General features: G+C 64.5%; 17 protein-coding genes. 13 read left to right on the top strand and 4 right to left on the bottom strand.

Annotated elements, in window-relative coordinates; all coding sequences use genetic code 11:
* Nucleotides 1-55: 55 nt before the first annotated feature.
* The 6 genes from tssK (at nt 56) to ACEN9F_RS05220 (ending at nt 7,440) form a co-directional block, all read left to right on the top strand.
* Nucleotides 56-1,405, top strand: coding sequence for a type VI secretion system baseplate subunit TssK (gene tssK / locus ACEN9F_RS05195; RefSeq protein WP_413418496.1), 1,350 nt, complete (start codon nt 56-58; stop codon nt 1,403-1,405).
* A gap of 16 nt (nt 1,406-1,421) precedes the next feature.
* A complete protein-coding gene (icmH, locus tag ACEN9F_RS05200) occupies nt 1,422-2,186 on the top strand; it encodes a type IVB secretion system protein IcmH/DotU (RefSeq protein ID WP_413418498.1) in 765 nt (254 codons plus the stop codon).
* Nucleotides 2,186-4,999 carry a type VI secretion system Vgr family protein gene (locus ACEN9F_RS05205; protein ID WP_413418500.1) on the top strand — a complete coding sequence of 938 codons (2,814 nt, stop codon included), beginning with the start codon at nt 2,186-2,188 and terminating at the stop codon, nt 4,997-4,999. The genes icmH and ACEN9F_RS05205 overlap by 1 nt, the downstream gene beginning before the upstream one ends.
* A 1-nt stretch (nt 5,000) precedes the next feature.
* Complete coding sequence (locus ACEN9F_RS05210; RefSeq protein ID WP_413418502.1) at nt 5,001-6,323, top strand: hypothetical protein; 1,323 nt, start codon at nt 5,001-5,003, stop codon at nt 6,321-6,323.
* Nucleotides 6,320-6,814, top strand: a complete 495-nt coding sequence (locus ACEN9F_RS05215; RefSeq protein ID WP_413418504.1) for a hypothetical protein — start codon at nt 6,320-6,322, stop codon at nt 6,812-6,814. The genes ACEN9F_RS05210 and ACEN9F_RS05215 overlap by 4 nt, the downstream gene beginning before the upstream one ends.
* Nucleotides 6,815-6,897: 83 nt before the next feature.
* Nucleotides 6,898-7,440 carry a PEP-CTERM sorting domain-containing protein gene (locus ACEN9F_RS05220; protein ID WP_413418506.1) on the top strand — a complete coding sequence of 181 codons (543 nt, stop codon included), beginning with the start codon at nt 6,898-6,900 and terminating at the stop codon, nt 7,438-7,440.
* Here ACEN9F_RS05220 and ACEN9F_RS05225 read toward each other — a convergent pair.
* Nucleotides 7,430-9,838, bottom strand: coding sequence for a DUF3857 domain-containing transglutaminase family protein (locus tag ACEN9F_RS05225; RefSeq protein WP_413418508.1), 2,409 nt, complete (start codon nt 9,836-9,838; stop codon nt 7,430-7,432). The genes ACEN9F_RS05220 and ACEN9F_RS05225 overlap by 11 nt on opposite strands.
* Before the next feature lie 224 nt (nt 9,839-10,062).
* Between ACEN9F_RS05225 and ACEN9F_RS05230 the strand changes: the two genes are divergently transcribed.
* The gene (locus ACEN9F_RS05230; RefSeq protein ID WP_413418510.1) at nt 10,063-11,103 is read left to right on the top strand and encodes an HAF repeat-containing protein; all 1,041 of its coding nucleotides are present in this window, start codon (nt 10,063-10,065) and stop codon (nt 11,101-11,103) included.
* Nucleotides 11,104-11,151: 48 nt separating this feature from the next.
* On the opposite strand, the gene ACEN9F_RS05235 is transcribed toward ACEN9F_RS05230, so the two are convergent.
* The gene (locus tag ACEN9F_RS05235; RefSeq protein ID WP_413418512.1) at nt 11,152-11,802 is read right to left on the bottom strand and encodes a CoA transferase subunit B; all 651 of its coding nucleotides are present in this window, start codon (nt 11,800-11,802) and stop codon (nt 11,152-11,154) included.
* 18 nt (nt 11,803-11,820) lie between these two features.
* Complete coding sequence (locus ACEN9F_RS05240; protein WP_413418514.1) at nt 11,821-12,519, bottom strand: CoA transferase subunit A; 699 nt, start codon at nt 12,517-12,519, stop codon at nt 11,821-11,823.
* A gap of 128 nt (nt 12,520-12,647) precedes the next feature.
* Between ACEN9F_RS05240 and ACEN9F_RS05245 the strand changes: the two genes are divergently transcribed.
* Nucleotides 12,648-13,208 (top strand): LuxR C-terminal-related transcriptional regulator, encoded by a 561-nt coding sequence (locus ACEN9F_RS05245; RefSeq protein ID WP_413418516.1) that lies wholly within the window; start codon nt 12,648-12,650, stop codon nt 13,206-13,208.
* A gap of 98 nt (nt 13,209-13,306) precedes the next feature.
* On the opposite strand, the gene ACEN9F_RS05250 is transcribed toward ACEN9F_RS05245, so the two are convergent.
* Nucleotides 13,307-14,083 carry an SDR family oxidoreductase gene (locus ACEN9F_RS05250; protein ID WP_413418518.1) on the bottom strand — a complete coding sequence of 259 codons (777 nt, stop codon included), beginning with the start codon at nt 14,081-14,083 and terminating at the stop codon, nt 13,307-13,309.
* Between the two features lie 203 nt (nt 14,084-14,286).
* Between ACEN9F_RS05250 and ACEN9F_RS05255 the strand changes: the two genes are divergently transcribed.
* From ACEN9F_RS05255 to ACEN9F_RS05275, 5 genes are all read left to right on the top strand, one after another.
* Nucleotides 14,287-15,963, top strand: coding sequence for an electron transfer flavoprotein-ubiquinone oxidoreductase (locus tag ACEN9F_RS05255; protein WP_413418520.1), 1,677 nt, complete (start codon nt 14,287-14,289; stop codon nt 15,961-15,963).
* Between the two features lie 264 nt (nt 15,964-16,227).
* The gene (locus tag ACEN9F_RS05260) at nt 16,228-17,130 is read left to right on the top strand and encodes a flagellin (protein WP_413418522.1); all 903 of its coding nucleotides are present in this window, start codon (nt 16,228-16,230) and stop codon (nt 17,128-17,130) included.
* A 102-nt stretch (nt 17,131-17,232) separates the two neighbouring features.
* The gene (locus ACEN9F_RS05265) at nt 17,233-18,198 is read left to right on the top strand and encodes a hypothetical protein (RefSeq protein WP_413418524.1); all 966 of its coding nucleotides are present in this window, start codon (nt 17,233-17,235) and stop codon (nt 18,196-18,198) included.
* Between the two features lie 66 nt (nt 18,199-18,264).
* On the top strand, nt 18,265-18,672 hold the full coding sequence (locus ACEN9F_RS05270; protein ID WP_413418526.1) for a hypothetical protein: 408 nt from the start codon (nt 18,265-18,267) through the stop codon (nt 18,670-18,672).
* Nucleotides 18,669-19,004 (top strand): hypothetical protein, encoded by a 336-nt coding sequence (locus tag ACEN9F_RS05275; protein ID WP_413418528.1) that lies wholly within the window; start codon nt 18,669-18,671, stop codon nt 19,002-19,004. Before ACEN9F_RS05270 ends, ACEN9F_RS05275 begins: the two co-directional genes overlap by 4 nt.

Here is a 19,004-nt window from a genome sequence, read left to right on the forward strand (position 1 = left end):
TACTTTACGGAATGGCATCTATGCACCAAACCAGCGATAAGGGATAGCCCACAGCATGAGCAGCAAAATTTTATGGGGAGAAGGCCTGTTTCTTCGGCCACAACACTTCCAGCAGCAGGACCGCTACCATGAGCAGCGGCTGCACCAGAGCGTGCAGGCGCTGCACCCGTACGCCTGGGGCGTCAACCAGATCCAGGTCGACCGCGACGCGCTGGCCAACAACAGCCTGCGGGTGATGGAGCTGTCGCTGCGCTTCCAGGATGGCGAGTTCTACGATGCGCCCGGCGCCGACGACTTGCCGGACGCGGTCGAGCTGAGCCAGCTGCCGCAATCGCAGCAGGCCATTACTTACTATGCGGCGCTGCCGGCCTTCAAGCCGTTCGGCGGCAATTTCGGCGACGGCAGCCAGCCGGCGGCCGGCGCCAGCGCGGTGCGCTACCTGCAAAACAACCAGGACACGCCGGACCTGTACACGCATGCCGCGCCGGCCCAGCTGAGCTACCTGAAAAAGACGCTGCGCCTGGTCTCCGAGTTCGAGCCGCGCGATTCCTACACCCACTTCCCGTTGCTGCGCCTGCGCCGCGCGGCGACCGGCGGCTTCGAGCTGGACGCCGCCTTCGTGCCCCCTAGCCTGGCGATCCGCAGCGCGCCGTTGCTGTTCCTGCAGCTGCGCCGCCTGATCGACGCGCTGCAGGCCAAGGTCAGCGCGCTGTACGGCCACCACCGCGAGCCGAGCAAGCATGTGATCGAATTCCGCTCCGGCGATATGTCCTCGTTCTGGCTGCTGCACACGGCCAGCTCCGCCTTCGCCTCGCTGACGCACTATTTCCAGCACCCGTCGCTGCATCCGGAACGGCTGTACGAAGCGCTGCTCGGCCTGGCCGGCGCGTTGATGACCTTCTCCAAGAGCTGGACCCTGGCCGACCTGCCGCCGTACCAGCACAACGATCCCGGCCCCGCCTTCGCCACGCTGCACCAGATCATCCGCGAGCTGCTCGACACCGTGATCTCGTCGCGCTACTTCGCCATCGCGCTGCGCGAAGTCAAGCCGTCGTATCACCACGGCATGCTGGACTCCGGCAAGATCGACGACAAGACCACCTTCTACATCGCGGTATCGGCAGCGATGCCGGCCAGCGAACTGGTGGACGTGGTGCCGCTGCGCTTCAAGGTCGGCGCGCCGGACGACGTTGAGAAATTCGTGCTGTCGGCGATGCCGGGCGTGCGCCTGCAGCACGCGCCGCAGGTGCCGGCCGCCGTGCCGGTGCGTCCGGACGCCTGTTACTTCGCCATCGAGGCCAAGGGCCAGATGTACGAGCGCATGCTGCAGGCGCAATCGATCTCCATCTATGTCCCTGGCGGCATGCACGACCTGAAGCTGGAACTGGTCGCCGTCACATCCTGAACCGAGGCTCAACGACATGAATACCGTAACCGCACCTTCCCTGATGGGCGCCGCGCCGGCATCGGCCGCCAGCAACGCACCGCAAACCCTGCTCGACCTGATGTACGACGGCTTCTACGCGCTGTTCATGCTGAAGAACGGCAGCGGCCCGCAGGAGAACGCCGAATTCGCGCACAAGATGACGCAGTTCCTCGACGACTTCGGACGCGGCGCCAGGAAGCACGGCGCTTCGCCCGATGATATCGACGCCGCCAAATATGCGTTCTGCGCGGCGGTCGACGAAATCATCCTGCGCTCCACCTTCCCGATCCGCGACGCCTGGGAGCGGCGCCCGCTGCAACTGGTGCTGTTCGGCGAACAGCTGGCTGGCGAGAACTTCTTCCACCGGCTGGAAGCGCTGCGCGCGCGCGGCAGCGCCCACCTGCAGGCGCTGGAGGTGTTCCATATGTGCCTGCTGCTGGGCTTCCAGGGGCGCTACATCCTCGAAGGCTCGGAAAAGCTCAACTACCTGACCGCGCGCCTCGGTGATGAAATCGCCAACATGAAGGGCAAGCGCGGCGGCTTCGCGCCGCACGCGGAACGGCCCGACCAGATCGTCCACAAGCTGCGCAGCGACTTGCCGGTGTGGGTGCTGTGCTCCGTATTCGGCCTGATCTGCGTGCTGGGCTACATCGGCCTGCGCACCTCGCTGGGCCGCGGCACCGAGGAACGCATCGCCGCCTATAACGATGTGGTCAAACTGGCGCCGCGCCAGGCCAACCTGACGATCACGCTGCCCTGATGGATACCGCCTCGCTGATCCCCTCGGCGCTCGGGCTGTTCGGCACCGGCTTGAGCCAGCACGCGCGCCTGGTCACGCTGGCCAGCGCGCAGGACGCGTCGCTGCCGGAAGCGCTGATGGCCGAACGCTTCATCGGACGCGAAGCCGTCAACGAACTGTACGCGTTCGAAGTCGACGCACTCAGCACCTCGACCGACCTGGACCTGAACCAGTTCATCGGCGAAGAGCTGACCATCACGCTGCTGCAGGCGGACGGCGGCAAGCGCGCCTGGCACGGCATCTGCACCGAGGCCGCATGGCTGGGCGCCGACGGCGGCACCGCGCGCTACCGGCTGCTGCTGGAACCGGCGCTGGCGCTGCTGCGGCTACGCCGCGACAGCTACATCTTCCAGGACAAGAACGCGCAGGACATCGTCACCGAACTGCTGGCCGACTATCCTCAGCTGCGCTTTGAATTCGACGTCACGCAAACGCTGGCGCCGCGCGCCATTTGCACCCAATACCGCGAAAGCGACCTGGAATTCTTCCAGCGGCTGCTGGCCTCCGAGGGCCTGAGCTGGCGTTTCGAGCATGACCAGGCAGACGACCAGCAGGACGGCGGCGACGGCCAGGCCAGGCACAAGCTGGTGATCTTCGACAGCAAGGCCAAGGCGCCCGATATGCCGGGCGCCGCCGAGATCCGCTTCCACGGCGTGCGCGCCACCGACAGCGAGGACGCCATCGACCGCTTCACGGCGCGGCGCCAGGTGCAGGCCAACGCGGTCGGCATCAGCAGCTGGGATCCGGCGCAGTTGCTGGCGCCCGGCGCCGAGCAGCAATCGTCGCTGGACGCCGGCGAACTGCCGACGCTGGCTGTCTACGACGGCGGCGGCGAACGGATCGCCAGCGCCAGCGGCGAGCCTGACCAGTACAGCCAGTTGATGCTGCAGGCGCTGGAACTGGACAACAAGATCTTCGAAGGTGAAGGCGCGGTGCGCCAGCTGGCCGCCGGCCACGCCTTCGCGCTGACGCAACACGAGCGCTATGCGGACGACAACCGCTTCACCGTGCTGTGGGTGCGGCACGAGGCGCGCAACAACGTGCTGACCGGCGTGAGCAACCCGTTCACCGCGCTGGAGCCGGGCACCTACCGCAACCAGTTCGGCTGCGCGCGCGCAGCGGTCGCCATCGTGCCACGCGCCACCGCCGCGCCGCAGGCCGCCACCGCGCTGGGGCCGCAGACCGCCATCATCGTCGGCGCCGGCGACGCGGTCGCCACCACCACCCGCGACCACCAGGTACGGATCCAGTTCGCCTGGCAGCGCGGCCAGGGCGCCAACGCCGGCGGCATCTCGCACGACACCGACGCCAAGGGCAGCGCGCCCGGCGACGACAGCAGCGGCACCTGGGTGCGCGTGGCCGAAGCGCTGGCGGGCCCCAACTGGGGCTCGCAATTCACGCCGCGCATCGGCACCGAGGTATTGGTCGACTTCATCGACAACGACATGGACCGGCCGCTGGTCGTGGCCCAGTTGTACACCGGCTCGGACCAGCCGCCGTACGCGGCCGGCGAGGATTCCGGCGCCAACCACGCCGGCACGCTGTCCGGCATCCACAGCCACAACTTCGACGGCGGCGGCTACAACCAGTGGCAGCTGGACGACACGCCGGGCCAGGTGCGCACGCGGCTGGCCACCAGCAGCGCCGCCACCCAGCTCAACCTGGGATACTTGATCCAGCAGGCGCCCTCCTCCTCGCAACGCGGTGCCTATCGCGGCAGCGGCTTCGAACTGCGCACCGACGCCTGGAGCGTGGTGCGCGGCGGCGAAGGCGTGCTGCTGACCACCAGCGCCCGTGGCGCCGAAGGCAGCGGCGTCACCTCGACGCAGATGGATGCGGCGGAAGCGGTCGGATCGCTGAAGGCGGCGCAGGAACTGACCAAGACGCTGGGCAATGCCGCCGCCGAGCAGAAAGCGCTCAACAGCACGGACGCGGCCAAGGCGCAGCAAGACCTGACCGCCCGCCTCGATCCCAAGGAAAAAGGCAAGCATGACGGCGCCGTCAACGGCCAGGAAGCCAGCAAGGCGCAAAGCGGCGCGCGCGACCTCGACGCCGGACAGCCGGTGGAAAAATTCGCCGACGCGCTGGTGCTGATGGACGCGCCGGCCGGCATCAACTGGGCCACGCCGGCATCGACCGTGCTGTTCGCCGGCGAGCACCTGCACTGGACCACGCAGGGCGATATGCACATGGCGGCGGCCTACACCTTGTCGTCGGTGGCGGCCAACGCCGCCGGCTACTTCAGCCACGCCGGCGGCGTCCAGGCGATCGCCGCCAACGGCCCGGTATCGCTGCAGGCGCACACCGACCAGCTGGAAATCCTGGCCGACAAATCGATCAAGGTCATCTCGGTCAACGACAGCATCGAGATCAAGGCCAACCAGAAGATCGTGCTGCAGGCCGGCCAGTCGTCGATCACGCTCGAAGGCGGCGACATCACCTTCGCCTGCCCCGGCAACTTCACGGTCAAGGGTGGGCAGCATGTGTTTGAGGGCGGCGCGTCGCAGTCGGCGAATTTCGTCAACCTGCCCGACAGCCGCCTGAAGATCTACCAGGAACGGCTGCGCGCGGTGGACTCGGTCAGCGGCAAGCCGGTGACTGGCCTGCCCTATACCCTGCAGTTGGCCGACGGCAGCGAGATCAAAGGCGTCACCGACGACCTGGGACAAACCGAACAGATAAAAACAGCCGATATGCAAACCGTCAAAGTATTCTGGAATACCCCGCATGATGCGGCAGCCGACGAAGATATCGGCGTATCGGAGGGCTGCTGACATGGCAGGTCAACAACCCTCGCTGGTCACGCAAACCAAGCTCGATAACACGGCGGTGAAGGACGTCAAGGTCGAGACCACCCGTACCGTCAAATACATCCTGCATATCGTCACCTCGGACAATCTCAACCTACCCTATGCCGTCGCGATAGACGGCGTGGCCCAGGACGCCTATAAAACAAAACCCAAGCGTGTCAGCGGAAAAATGGGCACGATCACCGTTGGCAACGTCAAGCCGGGCTCCAGCGTGACGCTGTTTCTCAACAGTGATGCCCATCCGTCCTACCGCAAGAATCCGGTCTACAAGGTCACGCCCAACGACAGGGACGTGACCGTGACCATTACCGAGAAAGAAGGCAAGTCCAGCGATACCGATACGCCGGTGCAGAGCGTCGACAAGGACGCGGCCAAGGAAACCGCGAAGAAAGCCGACACCTATACGGCGCCGCTGACCGGCGACATCTGGATGAAGGTATCGCACAAGTATGCGGCATCCGAGGTGGCGGCACTGCTGCCCGCCGATACCAGTACCGAGGTGCAAACCGCCATCGAAAGCATTTACAACGTCCTCAAAAGCGCGAGCGTGAGTTTCACCGTGGCGGACAAGACGGTGACCGTCTCCTTTGCCGATTCGGAAAACCCGAACGAGAATATTAATACCGGCTACACGCTGCTGGGTGAAGGTTTGACGCGCGTGCATCCGGCCGGCTATGCTGCGCTGTTCAATGCCGCTATCGCCGCCGGCGTCAGCAAGATCACGATGAGCTCGGCATGGCGCCCGTCGCTGGGTTCGATCGCGCATCGCTCCGGCCTCGGACTGGACGTCAACTACGTCGGCGGCACGCGCATCAACCGGCAAGAGTTGCGCAAGAAAACCGCACCGGATACCACCAATGTCAGCGAAGACGAGAAAACGCTGCTGACCAAATTCGAGCAGTCCAAGAAAGACCAGACGGCGGCGGCCCAGAAGCTGGCAGCGGCCTCCGCGCTGGTGAAAAAAACCAAGGGCGATCCGGCCAAGGCGCCGGAGGCGATCGAAGCGGAGAAAGCGGCCAAGGACGCCGCCACCAAGGCCGGCGAGGACCGCAAGAGCGCGGAGACGGCCTGGAACGCGGAACGCGACAAGAACGAGCCGGACGGCGTGCGGCTGTTCCGCGGCTCGCTCATGAAATGCACCTGCGTGTCGCAGCTGTTCGATCCATGGTTCATGGATCAGGACAACCGGGACGACGATGGGCACGTCCCGAACATGCAGGTGTCGGCGAATGAGAAGCTGCACGCGCACCACCTGCACATCACGGTCTATGATCCTAAAATACTATGAAAAAATTCTATCTTTCCTCCCTGGCGCTGTGCGCCCTGGCGTTTTCCGGCATCGCCTGCGCCCAGAAAGCGGCGCCGGCCCTGCGCACCCTGAAGGTCCAGGGCGATGAATACGCCAGCGCCTGCACCCCGCAAAACAAAACCGCGCTGCAGGCGCAGCTGACGGCGGACGCCTGGCCCCTGGTTGAAACGCTGCTGTGCGAAAAAAAGTCGGCCGGCAGCAAAGCCTATATCGCCGCCCACATCGGCAAGACCGTCAAGCACGCGCTCGCCGAGACCGGAAGTGCCGACCAAACGAAAAAGACGGCGGTCAACGCCGAGTTGATCGATTCGCTGCTGAGCGAAGGCGCGGCCTGGGATGCGGACCTGACCGTCGGCAAGACCGAGATTGTCGTCAAGTTCATGCCCAACGAAGCGTGCGTTCGCAGCCGCACCCTTCAATTGAGCAACAACACCTGGAAAATCACCGAGCTCGGCGAAGCCTGCGATTGATGAAGTCCATGTAGCACAAAAAGGCTACATCCATTGTCAATAATTCATGAGACAATGATATTTTGTCTACATGGGATGACTCAATGAACAAACTTCTCCGCATCCTGGCCTGCGCCGGCATGCTTACCGCCGGCGCCGCCCAGGCGACCACCTACGAATTTTCCTACACGCAATTGGACAACACCGTCATCAGCGGCACCTTTGACGGCAACGGCTTCGGCAACCTGATCCTGGGACTGAGCAAATTCTCAGTGTTCATCGATGGCGCGGCGTTCGCCAACAATGGCAATTTGTATACCTATGGCGGCCCATCGACCGGGTTTGCCGCCGGCGCGGGCGTCATATCGTTCAACGGTCTGGCCACCAATATCGCCATCGCGGACGCCGATCTGTTTGGCGGCGGCGCCCAGGCCTTGCTGCTGATCGGCGCCTTTAACGGCGGCGCCACCGACGCCGTCAACTACAACACGCCGGCCGGCAATGGCGGCGAAGGCAATGGCGATTATTCGGCGTCGCGCTGGCATGTGGCCGTTGCGGTACCGGAACCGGAAACCTATGCCATGCTGCTGGGCGGCCTGGCGCTGATGGGCGCGGTGGCCCGCCGCCGCAAGCGCGTCAGCCCCTGAGCAGCTTGGCCAGCACGGTGCCGATCGCGAACCAGCCGATCAGCGGCGGCACCTTGCGCAGGAAGGAGCGCAGCACCACCGGCGCGGTCTCGCTGCGCGCGCGGTAGCAGCGCACCGCCCATTTGTAGGCGATATGGCTGGCCGGCACCTGCGGCACCGTATGCCACAGGTACTGCGTCATGATCGCCAGCACCACCAGCGCCGCCGGCAAGGCCGTCGGCAGCTGCACGCCCGGCAGGAAGCACAGCGCGATGGTACCGCTGACGATCACCGCCGCCAGCAGCAGGCGCTTGTTGACTTCGCCATGCGAGGACGGCGAGCGCTGCATGCGCACGGCCAGCCACGACCAAGCCGCCATCAGCGCCATCATCACCACCAGCGGCAGGAAGCTGTTCAGCCAGCGCGCCAGCCGCGAGGATGGCTCGGCGTCGGCCGGCGCCGCTTCCTCCGGCACAGCCCCGGCCCCGGTGTACAGGGTGTAGCCGATCGCCTCCCTGGCCTCCTTCAGCCGCGCCGCGTAGCGGCCCATGTCGCCGGGTTCGACGGAATCGCGCAGCGCCTTGTAGTGCGCCGTGATGATGACGCTCTTCGCATCCGGGCCCTTGTCGACCTTGTAGGAAAAATCGAAAGCCGGGTCATGCACCTCGGTACTGCTGGTCTTGATGTTCCAGCGCTCGGGCAGGCGCACCTCGGTCACCTCGGTCACCTCGTACGGATAGTCCAGCCGCAGCGGCGCGTTGCGGCCGATATCGTCGGGCGTCTTCAACGGCGCATCGATTTCCGACGCTTCCACGCTGGCCTCGCGCCGGTCGCCCTTCTTGCTGCGCGCCCAGAAGTTGGGAATCACATAGGATTCCACCACCGTCAGCGCATTGCGCGCCCCATCGTCCTTGACGTCCAGCTCGCCGTTCTGGCGGATCTCCGCATAGCGCCGCGCGTAGAAACTCTGGTACTGCGTGGCCATGTCGGCCTTGTTGTTGGTCAGTTGCGTGCGCAGGTTGTCGGCGTTCTGGCCGTGCACGGTGGTGGTCACCGTGTAGTCGACCGGCTTGTCGACGCCGGCCGTCGAATCGAACACCGCGCTCACCATCTTGTGCGGGCCGGACTTGGACGTCATCGCCGCCAGTGCCTTGCTGTCCGGCGCCAGCACCAGCGCGTAACCGTAGTCCGGCTGGTACAGATGATCGAGCTCGCCGTGCTGCAGGGCGCGGGTCGGGTCCAGCCAGTACGGCTTGCCGTCCAGCAGCACGCGCACCAGCACGTGATTGAAGGCGGTCGGCGCCGCCGCCCAGCTGGCCACCTGCCTGGTCACGCTGGTGTTGACCAGCGCCGGCGCGGCGTCGATGCCGAGCGCCCGCAGCATGGTGATGGTCAGCAGCGTCTTGTCCTTGCAATCGCCGAAGCGGCGCTGGTAGACCTGGGCAGGCGGCGTCGGCGCATGCGAGCCGGGGCCGACTTCGATGCCGAGATAGCGTATGTCACGCTGCACCATCTTCAGCACGGCGGCGACGCGGCCGGCTGCATCGGCATGCTCGCGGCCGATGCGGGCGATTTCCCGCTGCAGCGCCGGGCCCGGATCGCGCGGCGGCTGGTACAGCGGCAAGGCCCATTGCACCACGGATGCCCAGTCGGGGAACTCGCTCCACTGCACCGATCCGTAGGGATCAAACCATTCGGGCGCGCCGCGGTCGACCTTCAGCGCCGGGATATTGCGCTGTTCCCAGCGATATTCGCGGTAGCCGGGGACCTCGCGTATTTCCGGCTCCTGCCTGGTGTTGCGCGCGGCGATGCGCAGCGGCCGCTGGGCCGGCATCAACAGGCGCACCAGCGAATGCTCGACCGGCACCGCCCACTCCAGTTCGGCGCGGCCGGTGATCTTGCCCTGGAAGACAGGGTTGTTGCCGTCCACGCTGAACGCATATTCGACGATGTCGCCGATGCGGATATCGTCCAGCAGCACGCTGGCGGTCATGCTGCCGTCGTAGATCAGGTAGTCAAGCTCGGTCTCGCGCTGCAGCACATGGATGCGCGCGCCCTGCAGCCTCGGGGTCGAGACGCCATCGCGCACCACATTGATCGCGTGCAGCGTCAAGGCCTGGTAGGACGGATCGAAGTTGATGCTGATGTTGGCGACCTTCTCCACGCCGCCGCCGTCGAGCGCCTTGCTGGCCGTGTGAAAGTACGCGACCTTGCCGCGCGGGTCGACCCGGGTTTGCATATCGCGCAGCAGGTAGGCCACGCTGCCGCGCGTCGGCAGCGGCGTGGCGGGCGCCGGATGAATCGGCGAAACCGGCTGCACCCAGGCCGGCGCCGGGCCGGTTTTATAAGCGCCCTGCCCGGCCTGCGCGGCGGCGCAGCAGAACAGCAGACCCAGCAAAGCAACAAGCACAGCACGCATGAGGGCAATCCATTAAGAAAGTAGCAAATATCTCAACAGTGTAGAGCGGTAATTTCCTCAGTGCAAGCAACAAGATCAAGCGCGGCTGAAAGAATGGCGGCGGCCCGAATGTCCGGAAACGAACAGCGCCCGCGTTCATTTCCGCACACTTCCCCCGGCCGGCGGGCTGAAATCGGTTAGGCACGGGATTTGCAGATCTCCATGCATCATTAAAAGGAGACGCCATGCCGGGACTGACTACTTTGACACTGGGCGCGCGGGGCGACGAGGCCAGCATCGCCGTCGATATCAACGCCAACGGCCAGATGGCCGGCATCATCGAGGAAGACAGCGGCCGCCAGCGCGCCGTCCTGTACGACAAGCGCCCGATCGAACTGGGCACGCTGGGCGGCAGCGACAGCTACACCAAGGATATCAACGAGGCCGGCGATGTGGTCGGCACAGCCCAGGACGCCAGCGGCCACTGGCGCGCTTTCGTGGTCCGCGCCGGCGACAAGATGCGCGACCTCGGCACGCTGGGCGGCAACAGCAGCTACGGCGCCGCCATCAACGACGCCGGCCAGGTGGTCGGCTTTGCCGATACCAGCGATGGCTACTTCCACGCCTTCAGCAGCGACAGCAACCGTGCAGCGATCGATCTGGGCACGCTCGGCGGCAAGATCAGCTATGCGGCCGGCGTCAACAACCACGGCGCCGTCGTCGGTACCGCCGCGCTGGCGGACGGCTATCGCCGCGCGTTCCTGTATCAACCGGATGGCGGCATGCGCGACCTCGGGACGCTGGGCGGGCGCTCCAGCGCGGCCAGCGCCATCAACGACAGTGGCATGGTGGTGGGCGCATCGGAAACGGCAGGCCGCCGCTGGCATGCCTTCGCCTGGGACCAGGGCAAGATGACCGACCTGGGCGCGCTGATCGGCTACGGCGACAGCTTCGCCACCGCCGTCAACAACGCCGGCCATGTGGTCGGCAGCATCCGCATCGGCGACGAGCGCCGCTCCTTCGTTTACCGCGACGGCAAGATGACCGTGCATCCGGGCGGCTACGGCCTGTATCTGGTGAACGCCATCAATGCGGACGAGCTGGTCATCGGCGCCCAGTACGTCGGCAAGAAGTTCGCCGCCTCGACCATGAAGTCCAGCCAGCCGGCGGCCGTCACGCACGGCGGCCAGGATTTGCTGGGCTTGATCGCCGTCGTCGTGACGGCGGCCGTGGGCCTGATGCTGTACCGCCGCCGCTACCGCGGCATCCGGCTATCGTCGGCGTAAATAAAAACGGCACGCCGCAGCGTGCCGTCGCTTGTCGCCGGGTCGAACTTACACGGCCGACAGGTCCAGCTCGACGCCGGTGGCGGCCTCGATCTGGTCCTTGCTGACGCCGGGCGCCAGCTCGGTGACCTTCAAGCCCTTGTCGGTCACTTCCATGACGCCGAGGTCGGTGATGACCAGGTCGACCACGCCGACGCCGGTCAGCGGCAGGTCGCATTTCTTCAGCAGCTTGTGCGAGGTCGAGCCATCCTTGGCGGTGGCCACGTGCTCCATCAGCACCACCACTTTCTTGACGCCGGCCACCAGGTCCATCGCGCCGCCCATGCCCTTGACCATTTTGCCCGGGATCATCCAGTTGGCCAGGTCGCCCTGCTCCGACACCTGCATCGCGCCCAGGATCGCCAGGTTGATCTTGCCGCCGCGGATCATGCCGAACGAGTCGGCCGAGCTGAAGTAGGCCGCGCCCGGCAGCGCCGTCACGGTCTGCTTGCCGGCGTTGATCAGGTCCGCGTCGATTTCATCTTCGGTCGGGAACGGGCCGATGCCCAGCAAACCGTTTTCCGATTGCAGGAAGACTTCCATGCCGGCCGGTACGTAGTTCGCCACCAGGGTCGGCAAGCCGATGCCCAGGTTGACGTAGTAACCGTCCTGCAATTCCTTTGCCGCGCGCGCGGCCATTTCATCACGAGTCCATGCCATAGTAATCTCCGATATTTCTTAGTTGGCGCGCAGGGTGCGCTGCTCGATGCGTTTTTCCGGCGTGGCGTTGACCACGATGCGGTGCACGAAAATGCTCGGCAGGTGCACGGCGTCCGGGTCGATCTCGCCGGTTTCCACCAGCTGTTCGACTTCGACGATGGTGATCTTGCCGGCCATCGCGGCATTCGGATTGAAGTTGCGCGCGGTCTTGCGGAACACCAGGTTGCCGGCCTTGTCGGCCTTCCAGGCCTTGACCAGCGCCACGTCGGCCACCAGGCTGCGTTCCATCACATACTGTTCGCCGTCGAATTCGCGGATTTCCTTGCCGTCGGCGACGATGGTGCCGACGCCGGTCTTGGTGAAGAAGGCCGGGATGCCGGCGCCGCCGGCGCGCAGCTTCTCGGCCAGCGTGCCCTGCGGCGTGAATTCCAGTTCCAGCTCGCCGGCCAGGTACTGGCGCGCGAACTCCTTGTTCTCGCCCACGTAGGAAGCGATCATTTTCTTGATCTGGCGGGTTTCCAGCAGCTGGCCGAGGCCGAAGCCGTCGACGCCGGCGTTGTTGGAGATGGCGGTCAGGCCGGTCACGCCGGAATCGCGCAGCGCGCCGATCAGCGCTTCCGGGATGCCGCACAGCCCGAAGCCGCCGACGGCGATGGTTTGCCCGTTTTGCACGACGCCAGCCAGCGCAGCGGCGGCGTCCGGATAAATTTTGTTCATGGGTGTCCCTTATGTTATGTTGCGTAATGCATTGCTAACGTTGTATGTGCATTAGCGATGCGGCGAGTCAGCATAGAATACGCAAATCAAAAGCACAATACCGTAGAAATACCTGCTTACCGGACCACATGAGCGCTCAGCCAGTCATCGATTACGAATCCATTTTCCTGCACGCACCCGTCGGCATGTGCATCTCGGAAAACCGCGTCATTCAGTCCTGCAACGAGGCGCTGGCCTCGATGTTCGGCTACACGCGGGCGCAGCTCGAAGGCCTGTCCTTCGTGGTGCTGTATCCGACGATGGACGAGTTCCTGCGCACCGGCGACCGCATCATCCCCATCATGAACGCCAAGGGCCGCTATTCGGACGAGCGCATCATGCGCCGCGCGAACGGCGAACTGTTCTGGTGCCACGTCACCGGCCACGCGATGAAGGCGCTGGAACCGCTGGGGCCCGGCATCTGGACCTTCGAGGATGTCAGCGAAAAACGTCCCGTCACCGCCGAGCTGACGCCGCGCGAGCGGGAAATCGCCGCCCTGCTGGTCGAAGGCAAGACCAGCAAGGCTATCGCGCGCCAGGTCGACCTCAGCCCGCGCACGGTGGAAATGCACCGCGCCAAGCTGATGCGTAAATTCTCGGCCGCCACCTCGTCGGAACTGGTCCACAAGCTGGTCGGCCTGCAATTATAAGCAGTGCTTCAACGCGGCCATGGCTAGGCGCGGCGCCGAAGACAGTGCGTTAGCACGGCAAGGCGCTGCAACGACGCCATGGCCGCATTGAAGTGCTGCTACATGGCGGTCATGCCGTCGTCGGCCGAGATGATGGCGCCGTTGATGAAGTTGGAATCCTCGCCCGCCAGCAGCAGCAACAGGCCGTCCAGGTCTTCCGGCTTGCCCGGACGCTTGCGCGGCAGCATCTCGATCAGCTTCTGGCCCTGCTCGCTGGCGAAATAATCCTCGTTGATCTCGGTCGAGATATAGCCGGGGCAGATGGCGTTGGTGTTGATGCCATACTTGCCCCATTCCACCGCCATCGCCTTGGTCATCTGCACCACGCCGGCCTTGCTCATGCAATACACGCCGATCTGCGGCAGCACCCGCAAGCCCGCCACCGAGGCGATATTGATGATGCGGTGCTTCTTGCTCGGGTCGCCCTTGGCGCGCGCGATCATGCGCTTGGCGGTCTGCTGCGCCACAAAGAAGGCGCCGCGCAGGTTGGTATCCATGACAAAGGCATAATCCTCCGGCGACACGTCGACCAGGCGTTGCGTGGTGGAGACGCCGGAATTATTGACCAGGATGTCGATCGGCCCCGCCTCCGTCTCCGCGTGGGCGATGGCCGACTTGATGCTGGCGTAATCGGTCACGTCCAGGCTGACCACGTGGGCCGCGCCGCCGTCCGCCTCGATCTCGGCGCGCAACTCCTTCAGGCGCTCGGTGCGGCGCGAGGCCAGCACCACCTGGGCGCCGGCCTGGGCCAGCACTTTGGCAAACCGGGCTCCGAGACCGCTGGAGGCGCCGGTGATCAGCGCAATTTTTCCCTCAAAGTTGACTTCTATGCCCACGGGCTGCTCCTAGTATTGGTATTGGGTGATGATTATCCGACAGCCTGGCTGCCTAATCGTTATGATTACACAAATCGCCAGTATTAGATTGCAGTGTCTAATAATGTCCCTCAAAATGGCGCCCACATTGCATTCCGGACGAAAAAGAAGCACACTCGTGCTTAAATTTTCTTCGTCCTCCTTTATCACTATAAGAACAGACCATGACACAGCCACAAAATCTAGTAGAACAGTACGGCCCACGCGACGCGATGGAGTATGACGTCGTGATCGTCGGCGGCGGCCCTGCGGGCTTGTCGGCAGCGATCAAGATCAAGCAGCTGGCGGCCGAAAAGGGCCAGGAAGTGTCCGTCGTCGTGCTGGAAAAAGGCGGCGAGCTGGGCGCGCACATCCTGTCCGGCGCCGTGATGGATCCGAAGGCGCTGACCGAGCTGATTCCCGACTGGAAGGAAAAAGGCGCACCGCTGAACACCGAGGTCAGCGAGGACCGCGTGCTGTTCCTGACCGAAACCAAGGCCATCAAGACCCCGAACTTCCTGCTGCCGGCCTGCTTCGAGAACCACGGCAACTACGTGATCTCGCTGGGCAACGTGGTGCGCTGGCTGGGCCAGCAGGCCGAGGCGCTCGGCGTGGAAATCTTCCCCGGCTTCGCCGCCGCCGAGGTCCTGTACAACGACGACGGCTCGGTCAAGGGCGTGGCCACCGGCAATATGGGCGTCAAGCGCGACGGCGAAGCCGGCTCCGACTTCCAGCTGGGCATGGAACTGCACGGCAAGTACACGCTGTTCGCCGAAGGCGCGCGCGGCCACCTCGGCAAGCAGCTGATGGCCAAATATGACCTGAACAAGGGCAAGGACCCGCAATCCTACGGCATCGGCATCAAGGAACTGTGGGAGATCGACCCGGCCAAGCACCAGCCCGGCCTGGTGATCCACACCACCGGCTGGCCGCTGGACAGCAAGACCTACGGCGGCTCCTTCCTGTATCACCTGGAAAACAACCAGGTCATGGTCGGCTACGTGGTCGGCCTGAACTATGAAAATCCTTATTTGTCGCCGTACGAGGAATTCCAGCGCTACAAGACCCACCCGGCCATCAAGGGCTTCTTCGACGGCGCCAAGCGGATTTCCTACGGCGCCCGCGCGATCACCGCCGGCGGCCTGCAGTCGCTGCCGAAGCTGGTGTTCCCGGGCGGCGCGCTGATCGGCTGCGACGCCGGTTTCCTGAATATGAGCCGCATCAAGGGCAGCCACGCCGCCATCAAGTCCGGCATGCTGGCCGCCGAATCGGCGTTTGAAGCGCTGGGCGCCGGCCGCCAGCACGACGAACTGGCGAGCTACCCTGCCGCCTTCGAGAAATCCTGGCTGCACGAGGAACTGCACGTGGCGCGCAACGTCAAGCCATGGCTGAACAAGGGCCTGTACCTGGGCTCGCTGATGACCGGCATCGACCAACTGGTGTTCCGCGGCAAGGCGCCTTGGACCCTGCACCACGCGCACGCCGACCACGAATGCCTGAAGCCGGCCTCGCAGTTCGCGCCGATCAGCTATCCCAAGCCGGACGGCAAGCTGACCTTCGACCGCCTGTCGTCGGTGTTCATCTCCAACACCAACCACGCGGAAGACCAGCCGATCCACCTGACGCTGAAGAACCCGAGCGTGCCGGTCGACGTCAACCTGGCCCAGTACGCCGGCCCGGAGGCGCGCTACTGTCCGGCCGGGGTCTACGAATTCGTCAAGACCGACGACGGCGCCGACCGCCTGCAGATCAACGCGCAAAACTGCGTGCACTGCAAAACCTGCGATATCAAGGACCCGACCCAGAACATCGTCTGGATCACGCCGGAAGGCGGCGGCGGCCCGAACTATCCGAATATGTAAAAAAGCAACAATTTAAAAACAGCGCGGCCTGACAACCGCGCTGTTTTTTTATCCAAGGCATGATTTCTTGCTATGCAAGGGCAAACAGGCTCATAATCGACGGGTGGAAAGCGGCATCAACAGCGGTATCCGGCGCTCTGTTACAAATATTTTTATAAATTTCCACAAAGCATTTAATGTCCTTCCAGATACGGTCGTCTTGTACTTGGGAGAGCACAAAGGATCCGTTGCTCCGAACTGAATCCACCTACCAGGAGTTATTTCATGCTGAGCCTTCACACTAATTCTGCGGCCCTTTCCGCACAGAACTCGATCTCCCGCACCCAGTCGGCCCTGTCGACCTCGCAGACCCGTCTGAGCACCGGCTTCCGTGTCAATTCGGCCATGGACGATGCTGCAGGCCTGCAAATTGCAACCCGCCTGAAAGCACAAACCAGCGGCATGGCCATGGCTATGCGCAACACCCAGAACTCGATCTCGATGCTGCAGACCGCCGAAGGCGCGCTGGACGAAACCACCAACATCCTGGTCCGCATGAAAGATCTGGCCACCCAGGCAGCTGACGGTTCGTCGACCAAAGATGACCAAACCGCAATTCAAGCTGAATTCGATTCGCTGGCTAGCGAACTGAGCAACATCGTCTCGAACACCAAGTTCGGCGGCACCGCGCTGCTGAATTCCGACGCGACCAAAGGCAAACTGGCTGCAGCAGTGACCTTCCAGATCGGCGCCGACAAGAGCGAAACCATGAAAGGCGACGTAACCGCCGAGCTGACCAAGATGAATGGCGACATTCTGCTGGCCGCGCTGACCTTCGACAGCACCACCGGTGTTCCTTCGACCGCAGGTACCGAAGTCAGCGGCGCTGACGCTGCTGCCGGCGCTACCGCCGCCAACGGCACCATCGGCACCCTGACCACCGCGATCGACTCCGTCGGCGCCCTGCGCTCGAAACTGGGTGCGATCTCGAACCGTCTGGACCACGTCTACAACAACTTGTCGAACATTTCGACCAACACGAAAGCTGCAACTGGCCGTATCATGGATACCGACTTCGCTGCTGAATCGTCGAGCATGACCTCGAACCAGATGCTGCTGCAAGCTGGTACCGCGATGCTGAAGCAGTCGAACAGCACCTCGTCCCTGGTTATGTCCTTGCTGCAATAATCGTAGCAATGTCCGGATTCGCTTGCGGATCCGGAACACAAGGAGCCAACCGGAGTTTTCGGTTGGCTTTTTTTTCATCGGCTTTTTTTGAGAGCGAGCCTGATGGCTTTAGAACGCATCGGACCTACATCGCGCCCCGTGGGCATCCCGGACCGGCAGCCCGCGCAGCCAGGACCGGCCGCGCGCGTGCCGGGCCAGGCGCCGCTCGATGCCGACTATCCGGTCGGCCCGCTCGCCCCCGCCGGCCCCAACAGCACCAACGGCCCCGGCGCGGTCGGCGTCATCTACGATGGCCCGGACGGCCTGCCGCTGCCGCAATCGGGCGTCGAAGCGCTGGCGGCCGCGCTGGCCGAAGTGCCCAACGGCGCCGATCCGGCCGCGATGCGCCCCAATCAAGTGTTTTTATCGCGCCAGCTGGTCTGGCAACCGCCCGACACGGCCATGATGGCCGCCTCCTGGCAAGTGATGGTGCGCACCTACGGCGAGCAGCGCGCCGCCTGGCTGGAACAGGCCAGCGGCCAGCACATGCCGTCCAGCCTGTTCATGGCCGACCACACCCCGGCCGCCATGCGCGACGGCCGCCCCGGCCTGCCGCTGGTGACGGAAATGGAACCGTGGCGCTTTGCCGTCTACGCCTGGGGCGCCGAGCGCCTGGTGCTCAAGGTCATCGTCAAGGACGACGACGAATACGAACGCGACCGCCGACGACGCACGCGCGTGGCGTTGCGGCTCGAATTGATGCTGCCCGGCGTAGGCCGGGTGGTGATCCAGATGGAACCGGCCGGCGGCAACGGCGTCGTGATGGAAGTGGGCGCGGCCCAGACCTCGGCCATGCAACACATGCGCGAAATGCTGCCGCAACTGGCGGCCACGGTCAGCCGCTGCGGCCTGACCATCCTGCGCTGCCGCCTGCGGCGCGAACTGCCGCCGTCCAGCGGCGAGCACGCCTACCCCACCCGCATGCACACGGCGGCGCTGACGCAGGCGATCTTCAAGGCGATGGCCGAACTGGCCGTCCTGCTGTCGCAGCCGATGCCGCCGGACGACCTGTTCTCCGAAAGCGCATGAGGCCGCCGGCTGGCTTCGGCGCGCCCTCGGCCGGCGGCGTGAACGCCCTTACTTGAAATGCGCGCCATGAAATCAAAGCTGATCCCCCTGCTATTGCTGGCCGGCTGCGCCACCCGGGCGCCGGCGCCGCGCATCGTCCAGTCATGGGAGAGCCCGGCCGCGGAGTTCCCCGCCATCTGCATGCTGCTGCAGGACGACGGCACGCTGACCTTCAAGGGCGGCTTCCAATTCTACAATCCGGGCAAGTGGCGGCAGGATGCCGTCCGGCTGACGATTACGCTGGGCGGCGACCAGCCCTTCCCTGCCGATGCCGCCAAAGAACAGTTGCACGCCAAGGTCGGCGCGCTGGCCGCCTACAACGAACAGCGCCGCGAGTTGGCCTATACAGTGACGCCATCGACACCGTTCGTCGGCGTCGGCAATTTCTACTTCTACCGCACGCAGGCATGCCAGGCCGTCAACGCCGGCCGATGAAGCGGCTGGCCATGCTGGCCGCCATGAGCGCGTCGTGTGCGGCAGCCATGGCCCAGCCGGGCCAGAGCATCGCGCAACTGGCCAGCGACAAGGCCGCCTTACGCAAGGCGCCTGCTGGCGCCACTGCGGGCCGCAGCGGCCCAAGGAAATGGAGAGCTTGTCGGCACCATCTTCAGGGATGGCGAGATTCCCGCGATCGAACAACTGCTCAGCAGCGCCACCCGGACTACGATGCCGCCGTGCTCCGGGCCATCAACCAGGCATCGCCGCTCCCAATTCAGGTCGAAGGCGCCTCCACGCGACAGATCACGCTCAGCGTCCTCATGCGATAA

The sequence above is a fragment of the Duganella sp. CT11-25 genome, from assembly GCF_047302815.1.
Classification (GTDB): domain Bacteria; phylum Pseudomonadota; class Gammaproteobacteria; order Burkholderiales; family Burkholderiaceae_D; genus Rugamonas.

Coding starts and splice junctions, on each gene's coding strand:
- ACEN9F_RS05235 (WP_413418512.1), bottom strand. CDS start 11,802: ATGGCATGGACTCGTGATGAAATGGCCGCGCGCGCGGCAAAGGAATTG.
- ACEN9F_RS05210 (WP_413418502.1), top strand. CDS start 5,001: ATGGCAGGTCAACAACCCTCGCTGGTCACGCAAACCAAGCTCGATAAC.
- tssK (WP_413418496.1), top strand. CDS start 56: ATGAGCAGCAAAATTTTATGGGGAGAAGGCCTGTTTCTTCGGCCACAA.
- ACEN9F_RS05260 (WP_413418522.1), top strand. CDS start 16,228: ATGCTGAGCCTTCACACTAATTCTGCGGCCCTTTCCGCACAGAACTCG.
- ACEN9F_RS05275 (WP_413418528.1), top strand. CDS start 18,669: ATGAAGCGGCTGGCCATGCTGGCCGCCATGAGCGCGTCGTGTGCGGCA.
- ACEN9F_RS05255 (WP_413418520.1), top strand. CDS start 14,287: ATGACACAGCCACAAAATCTAGTAGAACAGTACGGCCCACGCGACGCG.
- ACEN9F_RS05215 (WP_413418504.1), top strand. CDS start 6,320: ATGAAAAAATTCTATCTTTCCTCCCTGGCGCTGTGCGCCCTGGCGTTT.
- ACEN9F_RS05265 (WP_413418524.1), top strand. CDS start 17,233: ATGGCTTTAGAACGCATCGGACCTACATCGCGCCCCGTGGGCATCCCG.
- ACEN9F_RS05240 (WP_413418514.1), bottom strand. CDS start 12,519: ATGAACAAAATTTATCCGGACGCCGCCGCTGCGCTGGCTGGCGTCGTG.
- ACEN9F_RS05220 (WP_413418506.1), top strand. CDS start 6,898: ATGAACAAACTTCTCCGCATCCTGGCCTGCGCCGGCATGCTTACCGCC.
- ACEN9F_RS05245 (WP_413418516.1), top strand. CDS start 12,648: ATGAGCGCTCAGCCAGTCATCGATTACGAATCCATTTTCCTGCACGCA.
- ACEN9F_RS05230 (WP_413418510.1), top strand. CDS start 10,063: ATGCCGGGACTGACTACTTTGACACTGGGCGCGCGGGGCGACGAGGCC.
- ACEN9F_RS05270 (WP_413418526.1), top strand. CDS start 18,265: ATGAAATCAAAGCTGATCCCCCTGCTATTGCTGGCCGGCTGCGCCACC.
- ACEN9F_RS05205 (WP_413418500.1), top strand. CDS start 2,186: ATGGATACCGCCTCGCTGATCCCCTCGGCGCTCGGGCTGTTCGGCACC.
- icmH (WP_413418498.1), top strand. CDS start 1,422: ATGAATACCGTAACCGCACCTTCCCTGATGGGCGCCGCGCCGGCATCG.
- ACEN9F_RS05225 (WP_413418508.1), bottom strand. CDS start 9,838: ATGCGTGCTGTGCTTGTTGCTTTGCTGGGTCTGCTGTTCTGCTGCGCC.